We start from the raw sequence: 16,223 nt of genomic DNA, 5'->3' as shown, positions 1-16,223 counted from the left end.
CATACTATCGATCAAACTGCAAACGCTCTGCCACAGGCGCAAAAGGCTGATGTTTGAAATTCTTGTACACTAGATTCCCATTTACAAAAGTATGGGTCACTCGAGATTTAAAGGTAACTCCTTCAAAAGGAGACCAGCCACATTTATAGTGAATATTATCGGGTTGTACCGCCCAGGGTGCGTTTAGATCCACTAGCACCAAATCAGCTTTATAACCTTCCCGAATAAAACCACGATCTTTTATTTGAAATAATATAGCTGGATTATGACACATTTTTTCTACAATTTTTTCTAATGAAATTTTCTCCTGATGATGGAATTGCAACATGGCAGTAAGGGAATGCTGTACCAAGGGGCCACCACTGGGAGCTTTGGTATATACATTTTTCTTTTCCTCCCTTGTATGTGGCGCATGATCTGTTGCCACCACATCCAACAAATCGTCGTTTAAAGCTTTCATTAAAGCTTCCTGATCCATTTTGGTCTTTACAGCTGGGTTCCATTTAATCAAAGTTCCCTTTTTCTGATAATCGGAATCGTTGAACCAAAGATGATGAATACAAACCTCAGCCGTAATCTTTTTATCCTTAAGCTTTTTCTTATTGCTGAACAAACTCAGTTCCTTTGCCGTAGAAACATGAAAAACGTGCAATCTTGCACCGGTTTTTTTGGCTAGTGCAACAGCTCTTGAAGAAGATTTATAACAGGCTTCTTCACTTCTAATTTTTGGGTGTAATTCAATTGGAATATCTTCGCCATATCGCTCTATACATGCCTTTAGATTTTCTTGGATGGTATCTTCATCTTCACAATGCACCGCAATAAGTAATGGAGATTTTGAAAAAATTTGTTCCAAAACCTTTTCATCATCTACCAACATATTACCGGTAGAAGAGCCTAAAAATAATTTTAACGCTGCGGTGGTTTTTGGATCCACTTTTAGAATTTCCTCAAGGTTATCATTAGTTCCCCCAAACATAAAAGAATAGTTGGCATAAGATTTTGCTTCAGCCAGCTTAAACTTCTCTTCTAGTCTTTCAATAGTCGTAGTTTGAGGGATCGTATTGGGCATTTCTATAAAAGATGTAATACCGCCAGCAACAGCGGCACGAGAGCCCATTTCAATATTTTCTTTTTCCGTGAGTCCGGGTTCTCTGAAATGTACCTGATCATCTATTACCCCAGGCAGCAAATGGGTACCTTCCGCATCAAATATTTGGACATCCGGGGATTTGGCACTTATGCTTTCGGCAATTTCTTTAATTATTCCGCCTTCAATAAAAACATCGGCTTCCTTAATTTTACCCTCATTTACAATCTTCGCGTTCTTGATTAAGACCTTCTTCATTTCAATTTAATCTGCTTAAAAAGACTTTTAATCTTCATTATTATTACCCCAAAAATGGCTTCAGAAATTATAGAACCACTCATTTTTGAAGTTCCTCGTGTTCTATCCGTGAAGATAACTGGAACTTCCTCTAATTTAAATTTCAGCAAATACGCCTTAAACTTCATCTCGATCTGGAAAGCATATCCAACAAACTGAATATTATTCAGGCCTATAGTTTCCAAAACTTTTCTTTTATAACAAACAAAACCAGCTGTGGTATCGTGAATATCCATTCCGGTTACAAATCTAACATATTTCGATGCCAACCAGGATAATAGCACTCTACTCATAGGCCAGTTTATTACATTTACCCCAGTAATATACCGTGACCCTATGGCAACATCGGCATTATTCCTTTTGCAGGTATTATATAGTCGAGCAAGATCGTTAGGATTATGAGAAAAATCGGCATCCATCTCAAAAATATACTCATAATCCCTCTTCAGCGCCCATTTAAAACCGTGTATGTAAGCTGATCCCAATCCTAATTTCCCAATTCTTTCTTCAAGAAAAAGACGATCGTGGAATTCAGCCTGCAATGTTCTCACTCGGGTTGCGGTACCATCTGGAGAATTATCATCCACCACCAAAATATGAAATTTTTTATGTTGAGAAAACACGTTTCTAACTAGTTTCTCAATGTTCTCAATTTCATTAAAGGTGGGTACAATGACTATCCCCTTTACCATTTCACTAATTTTTGCACAAATGTATGCATTTTAAATCTTCGTTTCCCGGCTTACTCTTCATGATTTAACCTCAAAATAATTATACATTTGCATAAAAGTTTTAATCCTGGAAGCTGTAGAAAGAAATGTTGTTTCATTAGACTGGATCACTCTAACGCTAGTGGGGGCATTTCTATTGCTAGCCATTGTAAAAACAGCATATCCACAACGATTTGAGGATTTTCTTTCACTCCTTTCTTCAAACAAATTTATGATGTTTAGAGGAAAGAAGAACAAGGCTTTTCATCCTTTTAACATTTTACTATTCTTTGTGCATCTTATCTCTTTTTCATTACTATTTTACCTGGTTTTCAATTTCTTTTGGAAAGACTCAACCCTAAATCCGGTCTTTGTCTTCATAAGAATTGCTACGGCTTATGGTAGCTTCGTTTTGCTAAAAATTGGACTGGAAAAGATTATTGGGAACGTTTTTAATCTTGATACTTATATTGATTCTTACCTATATCAAAAAATTAGTTACCGGAATTTTATAGGACTTATCTTATTAATACCCAGCTTAATATTTGTTTACACCTACACTCCGACTGCCATCATCCTATATACGTTACTAGGTATTTTAGCTCTAACCAATATTTTTAGCCTGTTATTAATCTACCGTAAAAATCAAACCCTTATTACAGGTAATTGGTTTTATTTTATTTTGTACCTTTGCGCTCTCGAAATTGCCCCTTATATTATTTTGTACAAGCTAATTACAATTTAAACAAAGGATCAAATAAAAGTATTGATATATGAAAGTGAAAACAATTTTAGTTTCTCAGCCCGAACCTAAAGTAGAGAACTCTCCTTATTTTGAGCTTGAGGAAAAACAAAAAGTAAAAATTGATTTCATACCCTTTATTCACGTAGAAGGTGTCTCCTCTAAAGAGGTTCGCCAGCAAAAAGTAGACCTTACCAAATATTCAGCAATTATCCTTACTAGTCGTAATGCGGTAGATCATTTTTTTAGAATAGCCGAAGATTTGCGATTTAAGGTACCCGATACCCTAAAATACTTTTGTTTGAGTGAAGCTGTAGCCTATTACTTACAGAAATATGTGGTTTATCGTAAGCGAAAAATTTACGTGGGAAAAAGGACTTTTGCCGACCTCTCCCCCCTAATAAAAAAATATAAAAACGAAAAGTTTTTATTACCATCTTCAGATATGCTTAAGCCAGATGTTCCTAAAACTTTAAACAAATTAGGCGTCGAATGGAAACAAGCTACTTTTTACAGAACCGTTGTAAGTGATCTTTCCCACCTGCGTGATGTAACTTATGATATTTTAGTTTTCTTTAGTCCTAGCGGAATTAAATCTCTTTTTGAGAATTTCCCTGATTTTGAACAGAAAGAAACTAAAATAGCCGTGTTTGGTAATACTACAATTAAAGCAGCAAAAGAACACGGGCTAACTGTTAACATAAAGGCACCTACGCCAGATACCCCATCTATGACCATGGCCCTGCAGAAATATATTGCAGAAGTAAATAAAAAATAACATACAGCAGTATTTTAAATCTCACTTGAAGATTTAGTATTTCTTCCATTGATATGTAAATAAAAAATCCGGTGCATTTTACACCGGATTTTTTTGATTCAATTAACTAATTAAAAATAATACGCTAAGAGGAAGTCGGGCCTCCGTCCATTATTTCCTCATTAGCATAAGCTTCAAATTTTTCAAAGTTCTTTTTAAAGGAATTTGCCAGTTCCTCTGCTTTCTTATCGTATGTTGCAGAATCATTCCATGTATTTCTGGGATTTAGAACTTTCTCAGGCACATTAGGACAATTTAGTGGCATTTGAAGGCCAAATACACTATGCCTGCTAAATTTAGTATCTTTTAATTCGCCCTTTAGCGCCGCACTTATCATTGCCCTTGTATATTTTAATTTCATTCGACTACCCGATCCATAAGGTCCGCCAGTCCATCCGGTATTAATTAACCAAACATTTACACCAGCATCTTTTATTTTCTCGCTTAACATCTCGGCATATTTTGTGGGATGTAAAGGCATAAAAGGCGCACCAAAACAAGCGGAAAAACTCGGAACCGGCTCATCTATACCTGCTTCGGTGCCGGCAACTTTAGCCGTGTAACCGCTAATAAAATGATAAGCAGCCTGACCTGGTGTTAGCTTACTAATTGGAGGTAAAACTCCAAAAGCATCAGCCGTTAGGAAAAATATATTTTTTGGGTTTTTCCCTACCGAAGGCACCTGAATGTTATCTATATGATTAATCGGGTAGCTTACCCTTGTATTTTGTGTAATGCTCGTATCAGTAAAATCTACATTACCTTCATCATCCAGAATAACATTCTCCAAAATGGCGCCCGGTTTGATGGCCCGGTAAATATCGGGTTCATTTTCTTCGGTAAGGTTTATAACTTTTGCGTAGCAACCTCCTTCAAAATTAAAAATCGTGTTCTCTTTGGTCCAGCCGTGTTCATCATCCCCGATAAGTTTACGCTCTGGGTCAGCAGACAGGGTGGTTTTCCCTGTACCGGAAAGCCCGAAAAAAATAGCAGTATCTCCTTCTTCTCCCACATTCGCAGAGCAGTGCATAGGGAGCGTATTTTCATATACCGGTAGAATAAAATTTAAGGCTGAAAAAATTCCTTTCTTAATCTCGCCGGTATAACCGGTTCCTCCAATTAAAGCGATCTTTCTACTAAAATTTAAAATTGCAAAATTTTCCTGTCGTGTGCCATCTATTTCAGGATTTGCTTTAAAGCCAGGTGCATTAAGAATTAACCACTCTTCCTTAAAGTTCTCTAATTCTTTTTCCTCCGGTCTTAAAAACATATTATAGGCAAACATATTAGACCAGGGAAATTCATTTACGATCCTAATATCCAGGCGGTATTTTTCTTCGGCACAGGCGTAAACATCACGGGCATAGATTTCCTTATCTGACAAGTATTCTGCAACCTTTCTATAAAGCTTATCGAATTTAGCTGTCTCAAAGGGAATGTTGATATCCCCCCACCAAACCTTATCGCGAGTAATCTCATCTTTTACTATAAAACGGTCTTTGGGGGATCTTCCGGTAAATTCTCCTGTGTTAATGGCTAAAGCACCTGAATTAGTTTCAGTTCCAAGGCCATGCTCAATTGTATCATAATGAAGTTCTTCAGGAGATAACTGATAATGTACCCTGGCATTATTGATCCCGTAACTTTCTAACGAAATCGTTTTCGTAGTTTGGGTATGTACTTCCATAAATTTAAAGTGTGTGGTTTGTTTATGGGTACAAAATTATAAATCTTAAAGAGATAAACTGCTAAACTTTCTTAAATTATTTCCCTTTACTTTTCACGAATTCTAAGAATAAAAAAATCCATCCGGCTATTAATAACGTACCTCCCAGAGGGGTGGCCAATGCAATACCTTTAAAGTCAACAGGTGTTAAATTATTCGTAGCAAGTAAATATATAGAGCCCGAAAAGCAAATTACACCGGATAAAAGAAGAAAAAATATCGGCTTTTGATAACGAAATGGCCTTAGTGTGGAATTTCCGATAAAAAGCATAAGTAAAGCATGATACATTTGGTATTTCACTCCAGTTTCAAAAGATTCCCTGGCGGATTCAACCAATAAGGGCTTTAAACCATGGGCACCAAAAGCGCCAATGATCACTGCTAAAAGTCCGAAAATAGTTCCGGTTACTATAAATTTCCTATTCATCAAAGTTATTTTTCATGAGTTAAAGATTTAATACATTCGTTACCACTACACAAAACTAATTTATTTTATGAAAAGCCCATAAAGGGCAATAAAAAACAACAGAATGAAGAGTATATTAATTATCGGAGCGGGAAAATCTACTTCCGTCTTAATTGATCATCTTTTGTCTAAAGCCGAGACAGATGATGTTTTCTTAAAAATTGGAGATATTGATCCTGAAATAGCTAAAAAAGCTTGTGGAAATAGAAAAAATTGCCAGGCTTTCTTCTTAGATGTGTTTAATTCTGAAAGCAGAGAAAACGCAGTTAAGAATGCCGACATAGTAATTTCTATGCTTCCAGCTCGATTTCATATAGAAGTTGCGAAAGCTTGCGTGAAGTTCAAAAAGAATATGGTAACTGCATCCTACATCAGCAAAGAAATGAAAGCTTTGGATGAAGAAGTAAGAAAAAATGGACTCATATTTATGAATGAAATCGGGGTAGATCCAGGTATAGACCATATGAGTGCGATGCAGGTTATAGATAGAATTCGTGATAAAGGAGGAAAAATGCTTTTATTCGAATCATTCACTGGGGGGCTTGTTGCTCCTGAAAGCGACACCAATCTTTGGAACTACAAATTCACCTGGAATCCAAGGAATGTAGTAGTTGCAGGCCAGGGCGGGGTGGCAGAATTTATTCAGGAAGGGAAATTCAAATATATCCCATACCATAGATTATTTAGAAGAACAGAATTTTTACACATACAAGGTTATGGAAAATTCGAAGGCTACGCCAATAGGAACTCTTTGGATTATATGAGTATCTACGGTTTAGATGATGTACTTACACTCTACCGAGGTACAATTAGACGAGTTGGGTTTAGCCGTGCATGGAATATGTTTGTACAATTGGGCATGACAGATGATAGTTTTACTATGAAAGATTCCGAGAATATGAGCTATCGAGATTTTGTAAATTCCTTTCTTCCCTATTCACCCACCGATACGGTAGAACTCAAACTGAGACATAATCTAAAAATAGATCAGGACGATTCCATGTGGGAAAAATTGATGGAATTAGATCTTTTCAATCCAAAAAAGAAAATTGGAATTAAGGAGGCTACTCCCGCTCAGGCTCTTCAGAAAATACTAATGGATAAATGGAGCCTCTCCCCGGATGATAAAGATATGATTGTAATGTACCATAAATTTGGTTACGAACAAGATGGTGAGAAAAAACAAATAGATGCCACTATGGTTCATATTGGGAAAGACCAAACCGAAACAGCTATGGCAAAGACTGTGGGACTTCCAGTAGCCATAGCAACTTTAAAGATTCTAAAAGGTGAAATTACCACGCCCGGGGTTCAGCTTCCTATTAAGAAAGAGGTTTATGAGCCAATCCTACAGGAATTAAAAAAACACGATATTATATTCAAAGAAACTGAAACCGAGTATCTGGGATATAATCCTTTTGGAGAAGTAGGGAATTAAATTTAAATTCAATTTGCTACTTTAGCTTTTTAATTAAACTAGCCTCCCGTATGAAAGTTGTAAACGAAACTGTTGTCATAGACGGTATAGATAAAACCATTTTAAATTTTTTAATGGACGATGCCAAGAAATCCATCCTTGAGATCGCCAGAAATATTGGAATTACCGGTGCAGCAGTACACCAACGTTTACGGAAATTGGAAAAAGCCGGTTTAATTGAAGGCTCTAAACTTATGATCAACCCCCGCTTGCTCGGATATAAAACCATGGCATTTGTGGGGGTTTACTTAGATAAAGCGGTGAGCAATCCGCAAGCCGTAAAACAACTCAGTGAAATTCCAGAAGTAATAGAATGTCACTATACCACTGGAAACTGGTCTATTTTTCTTAAGATTTTATGCCGAGACAATGAACATTTAATGAATGTGCTCAATAAAAACATTCAAGCTATAGAAGGAGTTTCGAGGACTGAAACCTTTATTTCATTAAATCAACAAATAAAAAGGCAAATCAAAATTTAATTCTTTGGATTTATTCTAAATAAGAATTAATTTTGACACCAGGATGAAAGTATTACACCAGTCTCAATTCTTTATTTCTTATCAATGCGATAAGCAGCGGTGCTTTTTCATAGAATTTCCACATAAAAGAATCAAGCTTAGTTTTTGTCAGTTATTAGCATTTAGACAACAGGTCAAAGAAATTGACCTTAATGCACATTTTAACGGACAAAACCCACACGGTTTGGAAATGCTGATGCTCTGCAATAGACAGCATTTTTTCGTTTTTAGTACTTTAGAATGCATAGACCTCAAGGAATTCATAACAGGATCTTTCGCAATGCTGGAGTTAAATTCCTTATTAACTACTCCTTTTTGATTATTTCACTTTAGACTACTTCTAAATTCTATTTGCAATTAGGTTCTTACTGGTCATTTGGTTAAATTTATAAAAAATGAACGATGAAAGATTTAGTAAGACAGAAATTGAGTATCCATGTAGAAATCATGGATCTTTTAAATAAGCAAATTGAAAAAGAAGCGCATTCGTCATCAGCATATTTAGCAATGGCATCCTGGTGCGACCATAACGCACTTGCTAATAGCGCCGATTTTTTTTATGAACAGGCCGCGGAAGAAAGAGAGCACATGATGAAGATTTTTAGGTATATTAATGATAATGGTGGTACTGCATATTCTCCTGAAGTTAGCAATGTAAATCATGATTTTAAGTCTTTAGAAGAAATCTTTGAAACGGCTTTGGACCAGGAAATCTCGATAACCAAATCAATCCATAACCTGGTAGGTAAATGCCGAAAAGTAAATGATTTTACAACAGAGTATTTTCTACAATGGTTCATTGCGGAACAAATGGAAGAAGAACAAACTATGCGACGCGCGCTTGAATTGTTTGATCTTATGGGCACCGAAGGCCTTGGACTTAAATTACTTGACGAGCGTATTCCTAATATCAGGAATAAAAGTCAGAAATAAATTTATGTAATTCCGAGATTATTAAAGAATCTCATATATTATAAAACCCGCTTTAGCTAAAGCGGGTTTATTTTTTACAAATTTGAATACAAAATTATAATATTATTCCCTCCCCATATAAATACTCAGGAAGTAAAGCAAGGTGGCTAATGAACCGACTGCAGCCACAACGTAGGTTCTTGCAGCCCATTTTAAAGAATCTTCAGCAGCTTTATGTTCCTCACCTGAAACCATATTTTCCGTTTCTAGCCAGGCCAGAGCCCTTTTACTCGCATCATATTCTACAGGTAAAGTTATAAAACTGAATAAAGTTCCCATTGCGAATAAGATGATTCCTATAAGCAATACGGTGCTTCCAATAGCTGTAGTAGCCATAAGAATCAATCCGCCGAAAATAACCCACTGTGAAAATCTTGAAGCTACGCTTACTACTGGCACTAACTGGCTCCTCATAGTTAACCAGCTATAGGCGTTCGCATGTTGAATTGCGTGACCGGTTTCGTGAGTTGCTACCGCTGCCGCTGCTGCGTTTCTTTGACTGTAAACACCTTCTGAAAGGTTTATCGTCCTTTTTTGCGGATTATAATGGTCGGTTAACCTACCAGGAGTGGAAATCACCTTTACATCAGTAATATTATTGTCCCGCAACATTTTTTCGGCGAGTTCTTTTCCGCTCATTCCATTTTGTAAATGAACTTTGGAATATTTTTTAAACTTACTCTTCAGTTTATTGCTTACATACAAACTCACAATAAATATGAGGCCTGCAATTATATAATATCCTAACATGATTTTTTCGATTTTTAGTAATTCAAATATAGCAAAAACCTCGCCATTTGAATTCTAAATCCAAGACTGACTTTCCAAAAAAAATTACCCAATTTTAACTGAAAACAAACTTAGGCTTCAATAAAAAATTAAGTAATTAGCGGAAGATTGATTGTGAATATGTTATTTTTCAATTTAAGATATTACCTATATTTGCACCAATCACTACAAAAAGGCTATGCAATACAAAAGAATACTATTAAAATTATCAGGAGAAGCGTTGATGGGACAGCGTCAATATGGCATAGATCCAGAGCGATTGGCAGAATATGCCGATGAGATTAAACAAGTAACAGATAAAGGAATAGAAGTAGCTATAGTTATAGGAGGTGGAAACATTTTTAGAGGTGTTGCCGGAGCCAGTAAAGGAATGGATCGTGTGCAAGGTGACCACATGGGAATGCTTGCTACTGTAATAAACGGTTTGGCGCTACAAAGTGCTTTAGAAGATGCCGGTATTCAAACCAGGTTACAATCAGCCATAAAGATTAATGAAGTAGCCGAACCTTTTATTAGGAGAAAGGCCATGCGTCATTTAGAAAAAGGAAGAGTAGTCATTTTCGGAGGGGGAACAGGAAACCCTTATTTCACTACAGATTCTGCTGCCGTTTTAAGAGCTATTGAAATTCACGCCGATGTAATTTTAAAAGGAACACGTGTCGACGGAATTTACAATGCCGACCCAGAAAAAGACAAAAAAGCAACAAAATTCGATTTCATATCATTTGACGATGTGATTAGGAAAGGTCTTAAAGTAATGGATACTACAGCTTTTACTTTAAGTCAGGAAAACGAATTGCCAATTATTGTTTTTGACATGAATACCCCTGGGAATCTTTTGAAAGTGGTAACCGGCGAAAGAATTGGTACAAAAGTTAATTTATAAAATTTTTTACGATCAACTAATATTTTAAAAATGGAAGACGAAATTGAATTTATTATAGACAGTGCTAAGGAAGGTATGGACAAAGCAATTGATCATCTTAAGAAGCAATTACAAAATATTCGTGCAGGTAAAGCCAACCCGGCAATGCTTGGTAGTGTAATGGTAGAATATTACGGAGCTCAAACTCCTCTTCAACAAGTTGCTAATGTGAATACTCCAGATGCGCGAACTATTTCAATTCAGCCGTTTGAGAAGAAACTAATTTCTGATATTGAAAAAGGAATTATGATGGCCAATCTTGGTTTTAATCCTATGAATAATGGTGAAAATGTTATTATAAACGTGCCACCACTAACCGAGGAGCGTCGAAAACAACTTTCTAAGCAGGCTAAAGCGGAAGCTGAAGACGCCAAAATTGGAGTAAGAAACGAAAGGAAAGTAGCTAACAATGAATTAAAGAAACTGGATATTTCTGAAGATTTGCTGAGAGATGCTGAAAATGAGGTACAAGAATTAACAGATGCGCATATTACACGTATTGACTCGATCCTGGAAAACAAGGAAAAAGAAATTATGACTATATAATAAAAAGTCAGTTTCTTAATAGTAAATTACAGGCTGTGTGAAAGTTTTTGATTTCGTCAGACCAAACTTGTTTTAACCCCTTAAGAGGTGTCTATTTCTAACAAGTTTCATCCTTACAGACAGGCAGGATGACGTTTCTAAAACTTTTCAAACGGCCTGTTCAGTTTTCTTTACAATCCAGAAAAACCTATGCGTCACCTGTTATTGCTTATTTTTCTGCTTTTTTCCTGCACAGCATTGTCTCAGCAACAGCTTCAGGGAAGGATTGTAAATGACCAAACAGGCGATCCCCTAGCCTTTGCTAAAATTGAATATAACAATCAAGAAACCTTAAGTAAAATAGATGGTAGTTTCTCCCTTATTCTGCCCGAAGAAGAAACCAAATTAAAAATTTCATATGTAGGTTTCGAAACGCAGACTTTTAAAGTTTCAAAAAACGTAGAGTTCGTGAGGGTTAAATTAAAGCCGAAAATTGAGGGCCTTAATCCCGTAAATATTTCCTCCTTAGACAATAAAGCGAATGCAATAATTAAGAAAGCAATTGCACACAAGGCTCAGAACGATCCCAAGGAAAAACTGAAAAGCTTCAATTTTAAAAATTACAGCAAGTTTATTATCGACAACCATTCTGATGTGCTCAAAATGCAAACCGATAGCACTAATTTTGAAATAGCTACAGTTATTAACTCAGCCGCTACTTATTTTTCAGAAAAAATATCCAGGTTTTATTTTAGGCAAGATGATGGTTTAAGAGAGGAAGTTCAAGCTTTAACTACCGCTGGATTCGAGAAACCGGTTTATGAAATTCTTGCCCTTTCAGTTAATCCATTTTCAATGTACGATAAGGATTTCCGCATTTTCGAAACGGATTATATAGGACCCCTACGGCAATCAGCATTTAAAAATTATACCTTCAAAATTTTAGATACTACGGAGTCTTCGCGTCCAGCTTATGTAATTTATTTCAAACCAAAGAGGCAACAAGCGGTTGCAGGACTTGAAGGTGTTCTTTATTTAGATACTGCAACTTTTGCAATTCAACAGGCAAAAGCTCAACTTTTAGGAACAATTAAACTGGAAATAAACCAGAAATATAAATATTTCCCCGTAGAAAATCTATGGTTCCCAAAAACTCAAAAAACAACAATAAGTCCTGGAAATGGTGTTCAGGCCATTTCAATTTTTGGAGGTGTCATAACAACAGGAACACTTCAGAGGAAAGCATCTATTTTAAACAATATTCTTAAACCTGGGAAAAACGATCCAGATCTGTATTTAAATGCTAGCAGTACAAATTATGATATTCAGTTGAACTCACAGGAAAGATTGGAAACTTCGGCTGAAATTATAGTAAAACCAGAAGCCAATCGATACGATGAAAGCTTTTGGCTCAAAAACAGAACTGAAAAATTAAGCCTGCAAAACAAACTCAGCCGCCATCGTGCAAAAATACTTATAAAAGAAAAAAATATAGAAGAAAAATTAGCACTTCAAAATTCTATATCTACAGGTTATTACCCAGTTGGATTTTGGGACTTTGCCTTGGGTAAATTTTTTAAATTTAATAATTATGAGGGCATACGCCTAGGGTTTGGGGGAAAAACAAACGATCAGGTTTCAGAGAAATTTAGTTTAAATGGTTACTTGGTTTATGGAACTAAAGACGAAATGTTTAAATATAACCTTGGCACCGCAGTACATCTTAATAAAGTAACGGAAACCGACCTTAAAATCAATTACACCCGTGATATTGTAGAAACTGGAAGCTTCGAATATTTAAGAGGGATAAACGATTTTTCTATTGTAGAACCGCGTTTTGTTAACATTAATTTCTTTTATGAGCATCGTACAATAAGCACTGGTATTACTCATAGATTTGGCTCGAATTTCAAGACCGAAATTCAGTTTTCTAAAAGCGATATTTCCCAAACCAAGGATTATACATTTTTTCTTAACGGTAAAGAATTTTCTGAATACGAACTTTCTGAAGCTACATTTTCATTTTTATGGAGACCATTTGCCACCTTTTTAAAAACACCAAATTCGACCGAGCTAATAAAGAAAGGTTATCCCAAATTCACAGGACAAATCTCCAAGGGAATTTCAGGAATATTTAAAAGTGATTTTGATTATACCAAGTTTGGTTTATTGGTAGAACATGAAATTAAAAGACTTAACCAATCTCGCACTGAAATTATTCTGGAGGGAAACTATGCCACGGGAGAAGTTCCACTAACACATTTATATCATTCCTTACCTAACAGTTCGGCTAAGGAAGGAATTTTAAATAGATTTTCAGTTACAGGAAGGCGCAGTTTCGAAACGATGTATTACAACGAATTCTTTAGTAACAAACAGGCGATGTTACATATTAAACATCAATTAAGACCTATGAATATTCACAGGTTAGTTCAGCCTGAGCTTGTTTTTATTTCCCGACACGCCATTGGCGACATTAGCAATCCTGGGCGACATAGTATTCCATTTAAGAGTTTAAAAGAAGGTTATCATGAGATCGGAATGGAATTGCAAAAAATACTTGTAGGATTTGGCCTGGGGGTAGCCTACCGCTACGGACCTTACAGCCTACCTACTTTCAGTGAAAATTTCGCTTTTAAGTTCACTTTTCATTTAGATATTTAATAGTAGGGTAGTTTAATGGCTTAAAACCCGATAAATAGGCATCCTTTTTATACCTTTGCGCTCGCTTAAAAACTTCCCATGGCCAAGATTTTTAGTTTCGGATTCTGGAACTCGGTTGCGCGATTAATTCTGCGCAACAGGATTATTATCCTTTTAATTATTATCGCTACTACGGTGTTTTTCTCTACACAATGGAAAAATATGCGTTTTTCTTATACTGAAGCTAATCTTTTACCAGACGATCATCAGGAAAATATCGCATATAATAAATTTCTGGATAAATTTGGAGAAGAAGGAAACCTCATACTTTTAGGTGTAAAAGATTCTGCGCTCTTTAAACCCGAAAATTTTAAAGCTTGGAAAAAACTCACTAAAACCTTAGAATCATACCCTGCGGTAGAATATGTTATTTCAGTAAGTAATCTTCAGAAGTTAAAAAAGTTTGAAGATCCCAAACGTTTTGAGATGGTTCCTTTTATCACTGAAGAAAACCCTACGAGAAAAGAACTTCAGGAGTATCAAAACCAACTCTATAACCAGCTGCCATTTTACAAGAATCTGGTTTACAGTGCTCATTCCAATACGGTGCAATCTGCGATTTACTTAAATAAGGACATCGTAAATTCAAAGCAACGAAAAACCTTCGTCATAGATGAACTGCAGCCACTTATCTATAACTTTGAAAAAAAGACCGGCATCGATATAAAAGTATCGGGAATGCCTTACATAAGAACCCTGAATGCTCAAAATATAATAGATGAAATTGAGCTTTTTATACTTGCAGCTCTTGCCGTAACTTCTCTCATTTTTTTCTTCTTTTTTAGATCTATTCGGGCAACAATCATTTCAATGATCACGGTTTGTATAGGCGTGATGTGGGCTTTTGGGGTCATTGGTTTATTGCACTATGAGATCACGGTACTTACCGCATTGATTCCGCCTTTAATTATTGTAATAGGAATTCCCAATTGCATTTTCCTAATTAATAAATACCAGCAGGAAATTCAAAAACATGGAAATCAGGCAAAATCCCTGCAAAGGGTAATAACAAAAGTGGGAAATGCCACTTTAATGACCAATATAACGACGGCTTCAGGCTTTGCAACTTTTATTCTTACCGATAGTACACTATTAAAAGAATTTGGAATTGTAGCTTCCATTAATATTGTTGCCATCTTTATTCTCAGCCTGCTGATAATTCCTATTATCTACAGCTATATGAATATGCCTCGCCGCAAACATCTAAAACATCTCAATAAGCGATGGATAGGGGGTTTTGTAGGCTGGATGGAACAAATGGTTAGACATCGTCGTATCAGTATTTATATTATTTCAATTGTATTGCTTGTGGTGAGTATAACTGGCATTTACACTATAAAAACTTCTGGGAGTTTATTAGAAGATATGCCAAAAGAGGCTCAATTTTTCAAAGATATTAAATTCTTTGAAGAGGAATTTGACGGCGTAATGCCTTTAGAAATTCTAATCGATACAAAAAGGAAAAACGGTGTCTTACAATTGGCTACGTTAAAGCGAATGGAGGAACTAGAAGACTATCTGGCTGAAATTCCTGAATTTTCGCAACCAATTTCAATAACGAGACTGGTAAAATACTCAAAATAGGCTTTTTATAATGGAGAAGCCGAATACTTTCAGTTACCAACTTCACAGGAACAAAACTTTATAATGCCGTATACAAAAGGTTTCTCTTCAGGCGAAAATCTTCTCGCATCTTATGTGGACAGTACAGGCAGATATGCCCGGATGACTACCTATATGAAAGATATCGGAACCGATAAGATGCAGGAGCTTGAAAAAAATCTGCTCCCAAAAATAAATAAAATTTTCCCCGAAGAACGTTACAATGTATCTCTAACCGGAAAGGCGCTAATTTTTCAAAAAGGAACCAATTATTTAATAAAGAATTTACTTATATCCCTTTCACTAGCCATTTTACTTATCGCATTATTTATGGCTTGGATGTTCAGATCATTTAGGATGATATTGGTTTCCCTGGTCCCAAACTTACTGCCTTTACTGGTAACCGCAGGTTTAATGGGCTTTTTAGGAGTACCTATAAAACCTTCTACAATTTTGGTTTTTAGTATAGCTTTTGGGATTTCTGTTGACGATACCATTCACTTTCTGGCAAAATATAGACAGGAACTTAAAGCTAACAATTGGAAAATAAAGCGTTCGGTTTACGCGGCTTTACGCGAGACCGGAGTTAGTATGTTCTATACTTCCATCGTTCTATTCTTTGGATTTTCGGTATTTATGATTAGTAGTTTTGGTGGAACAGTAGCCCTTGGAGGCCTTGTCTCGGCAACTTTACTTTTTGCAATGCTGGCCAACCTGCTATTACTCCCCTCTTTGTTACTTTCCTTAGAAAAAAATATTGCTAACAAAGAAGTTTTAAAAGAGCCTGCAATGAAAATTATTGATACAGAGGAAGACGAGGATGAAATTGAAAAAGAAGAAGCTTAAATTTGAGAAAATAAT

Annotated in this window: 14 protein-coding genes and 1 pseudogene; 10 read left to right on the top strand and 5 right to left on the bottom strand. The window is 35.9% G+C overall.

Features of this window, described 5'->3' with window-relative positions:
* Positions 1 to 4: 4 nt before the first annotated feature.
* Together DET49_RS01975 and DET49_RS01970 are read right to left on the bottom strand one after the other, a co-directional pair.
* Positions 5 to 1,348, bottom strand: a complete 1,344-nt coding sequence (locus DET49_RS01975) for a dihydroorotase (RefSeq protein WP_133546480.1) — start codon at positions 1,346 to 1,348, stop codon at positions 5 to 7.
* Positions 1,345 to 2,079: a polyprenol monophosphomannose synthase gene (locus tag DET49_RS01970; RefSeq protein ID WP_133546479.1), complete on the bottom strand. Its 735-nt coding sequence runs from the start codon at positions 2,077 to 2,079 to the stop codon at positions 1,345 to 1,347. Before DET49_RS01970 ends, DET49_RS01975 begins: the two co-directional genes overlap by 4 nt.
* 85 nt (positions 2,080 to 2,164) lie before the next feature.
* Between DET49_RS01970 and DET49_RS01965 the strand changes: the two genes are divergently transcribed.
* Positions 2,165 to 2,842: a DUF4271 domain-containing protein gene (locus tag DET49_RS01965; RefSeq protein WP_317130292.1), complete on the top strand. Its 678-nt coding sequence runs from the start codon at positions 2,165 to 2,167 to the stop codon at positions 2,840 to 2,842.
* 28 nt (positions 2,843 to 2,870) lie between these two features.
* Positions 2,871 to 3,617, top strand: a complete 747-nt coding sequence (locus tag DET49_RS01960) for a uroporphyrinogen-III synthase (protein WP_133546478.1) — start codon at positions 2,871 to 2,873, stop codon at positions 3,615 to 3,617.
* Between the two features lie 124 nt (positions 3,618 to 3,741).
* Here the strand turns inward: DET49_RS01960 and pckA are convergent, their stop codons facing one another.
* Together pckA and DET49_RS01950 are read right to left on the bottom strand one after the other, a co-directional pair.
* Positions 3,742 to 5,343 (bottom strand): phosphoenolpyruvate carboxykinase (ATP), encoded by a 1,602-nt coding sequence (pckA, locus tag DET49_RS01955; protein ID WP_133546477.1) that lies wholly within the window; start codon positions 5,341 to 5,343, stop codon positions 3,742 to 3,744.
* Between the two features lie 76 nt (positions 5,344 to 5,419).
* Positions 5,420 to 5,809, bottom strand: coding sequence for a DUF423 domain-containing protein (locus tag DET49_RS01950; protein ID WP_133546476.1), 390 nt, complete (start codon positions 5,807 to 5,809; stop codon positions 5,420 to 5,422).
* 103 nt (positions 5,810 to 5,912) lie between these two features.
* Here DET49_RS01950 and DET49_RS01945 point away from each other — a divergent pair, with 103 nt between their 5' ends.
* The 4 genes from DET49_RS01945 (at position 5,913) to DET49_RS01930 (ending at position 8,779) form a co-directional block, all read left to right on the top strand.
* Positions 5,913 to 7,286, top strand: coding sequence for a saccharopine dehydrogenase family protein (locus DET49_RS01945; protein WP_133546475.1), 1,374 nt, complete (start codon positions 5,913 to 5,915; stop codon positions 7,284 to 7,286).
* Positions 7,287 to 7,336: 50 nt separating this feature from the next.
* Entirely contained in the window at positions 7,337 to 7,807 is a 471-nt protein-coding gene (locus DET49_RS01940) for an Lrp/AsnC ligand binding domain-containing protein (protein WP_133546474.1), read from the top strand.
* A 43-nt stretch (positions 7,808 to 7,850) separates the two neighbouring features.
* Positions 7,851 to 8,165 carry a hypothetical protein gene (locus DET49_RS01935; RefSeq protein WP_133546473.1) on the top strand — a complete coding sequence of 105 codons (315 nt, stop codon included), beginning with the start codon at positions 7,851 to 7,853 and terminating at the stop codon, positions 8,163 to 8,165.
* 83 nt (positions 8,166 to 8,248) lie between these two features.
* Positions 8,249 to 8,779 (top strand): ferritin, encoded by a 531-nt coding sequence (locus DET49_RS01930; RefSeq protein ID WP_133546472.1) that lies wholly within the window; start codon positions 8,249 to 8,251, stop codon positions 8,777 to 8,779.
* Positions 8,780 to 8,881: 102 nt separating this feature from the next.
* Here the strand turns inward: DET49_RS01930 and DET49_RS01925 are convergent, their stop codons facing one another.
* A complete protein-coding gene (locus DET49_RS01925) occupies positions 8,882 to 9,568 on the bottom strand; it encodes a zinc metallopeptidase (RefSeq protein ID WP_208109604.1) in 687 nt (228 codons plus the stop codon).
* 217 nt (positions 9,569 to 9,785) lie between these two features.
* On the opposite strand from DET49_RS01925, the gene pyrH reads away from it, so the two are divergent.
* The 4 genes and pseudogenes from pyrH (at position 9,786) to DET49_RS01905 (ending at position 16,208) form a co-directional block, all read left to right on the top strand.
* Positions 9,786 to 10,493: a UMP kinase gene (gene pyrH / locus DET49_RS01920; RefSeq protein ID WP_133546470.1), complete on the top strand. Its 708-nt coding sequence runs from the start codon at positions 9,786 to 9,788 to the stop codon at positions 10,491 to 10,493.
* A 30-nt stretch (positions 10,494 to 10,523) separates the two neighbouring features.
* Entirely contained in the window at positions 10,524 to 11,078 is a 555-nt protein-coding gene (gene frr, locus DET49_RS01915; protein ID WP_133546469.1) for a ribosome recycling factor, read from the top strand.
* 189 nt (positions 11,079 to 11,267) lie between these two features.
* Positions 11,268 to 13,721: a DUF5686 family protein gene (locus DET49_RS01910; RefSeq protein WP_133546468.1), complete on the top strand. Its 2,454-nt coding sequence runs from the start codon at positions 11,268 to 11,270 to the stop codon at positions 13,719 to 13,721.
* Between the two features lie 78 nt (positions 13,722 to 13,799).
* Positions 13,800 to 16,208, top strand: a pseudogene (locus DET49_RS01905) (efflux RND transporter permease subunit).
* Positions 16,209 to 16,223 lie beyond the last annotated feature (15 nt).

The sequence above is a fragment of the Salegentibacter sp. 24 genome, assembly GCF_004362395.1.
GTDB lineage: Bacteria > Bacteroidota > Bacteroidia > Flavobacteriales > Flavobacteriaceae > Salegentibacter.
The sequence above is the reverse complement of the archived record's forward strand: the minus strand, read 5'-3'. Positions and strand labels throughout refer to the sequence as shown.

Coding starts and splice junctions, on each gene's coding strand:
- DET49_RS01935 (WP_133546473.1), top strand. CDS start 7,851: ATGAAAGTATTACACCAGTCTCAATTCTTTATTTCTTATCAATGCGAT.
- pyrH (WP_133546470.1), top strand. CDS start 9,786: ATGCAATACAAAAGAATACTATTAAAATTATCAGGAGAAGCGTTGATG.
- DET49_RS01970 (WP_133546479.1), bottom strand. CDS start 2,079: ATGGTAAAGGGGATAGTCATTGTACCCACCTTTAATGAAATTGAGAAC.
- DET49_RS01960 (WP_133546478.1), top strand. CDS start 2,871: ATGAAAGTGAAAACAATTTTAGTTTCTCAGCCCGAACCTAAAGTAGAG.
- DET49_RS01930 (WP_133546472.1), top strand. CDS start 8,249: ATGAAAGATTTAGTAAGACAGAAATTGAGTATCCATGTAGAAATCATG.
- DET49_RS01925 (WP_208109604.1), bottom strand. CDS start 9,568: ATGTTAGGATATTATATAATTGCAGGCCTCATATTTATTGTGAGTTTG.
- DET49_RS01975 (WP_133546480.1), bottom strand. CDS start 1,348: ATGAAGAAGGTCTTAATCAAGAACGCGAAGATTGTAAATGAGGGTAAA.
- DET49_RS01950 (WP_133546476.1), bottom strand. CDS start 5,809: ATGAATAGGAAATTTATAGTAACCGGAACTATTTTCGGACTTTTAGCA.
- DET49_RS01940 (WP_133546474.1), top strand. CDS start 7,337: ATGAAAGTTGTAAACGAAACTGTTGTCATAGACGGTATAGATAAAACC.
- DET49_RS01910 (WP_133546468.1), top strand. CDS start 11,268: ATGCGTCACCTGTTATTGCTTATTTTTCTGCTTTTTTCCTGCACAGCA.
- frr (WP_133546469.1), top strand. CDS start 10,524: ATGGAAGACGAAATTGAATTTATTATAGACAGTGCTAAGGAAGGTATG.
- DET49_RS01945 (WP_133546475.1), top strand. CDS start 5,913: ATGAAGAGTATATTAATTATCGGAGCGGGAAAATCTACTTCCGTCTTA.
- pckA (WP_133546477.1), bottom strand. CDS start 5,343: ATGGAAGTACATACCCAAACTACGAAAACGATTTCGTTAGAAAGTTAC.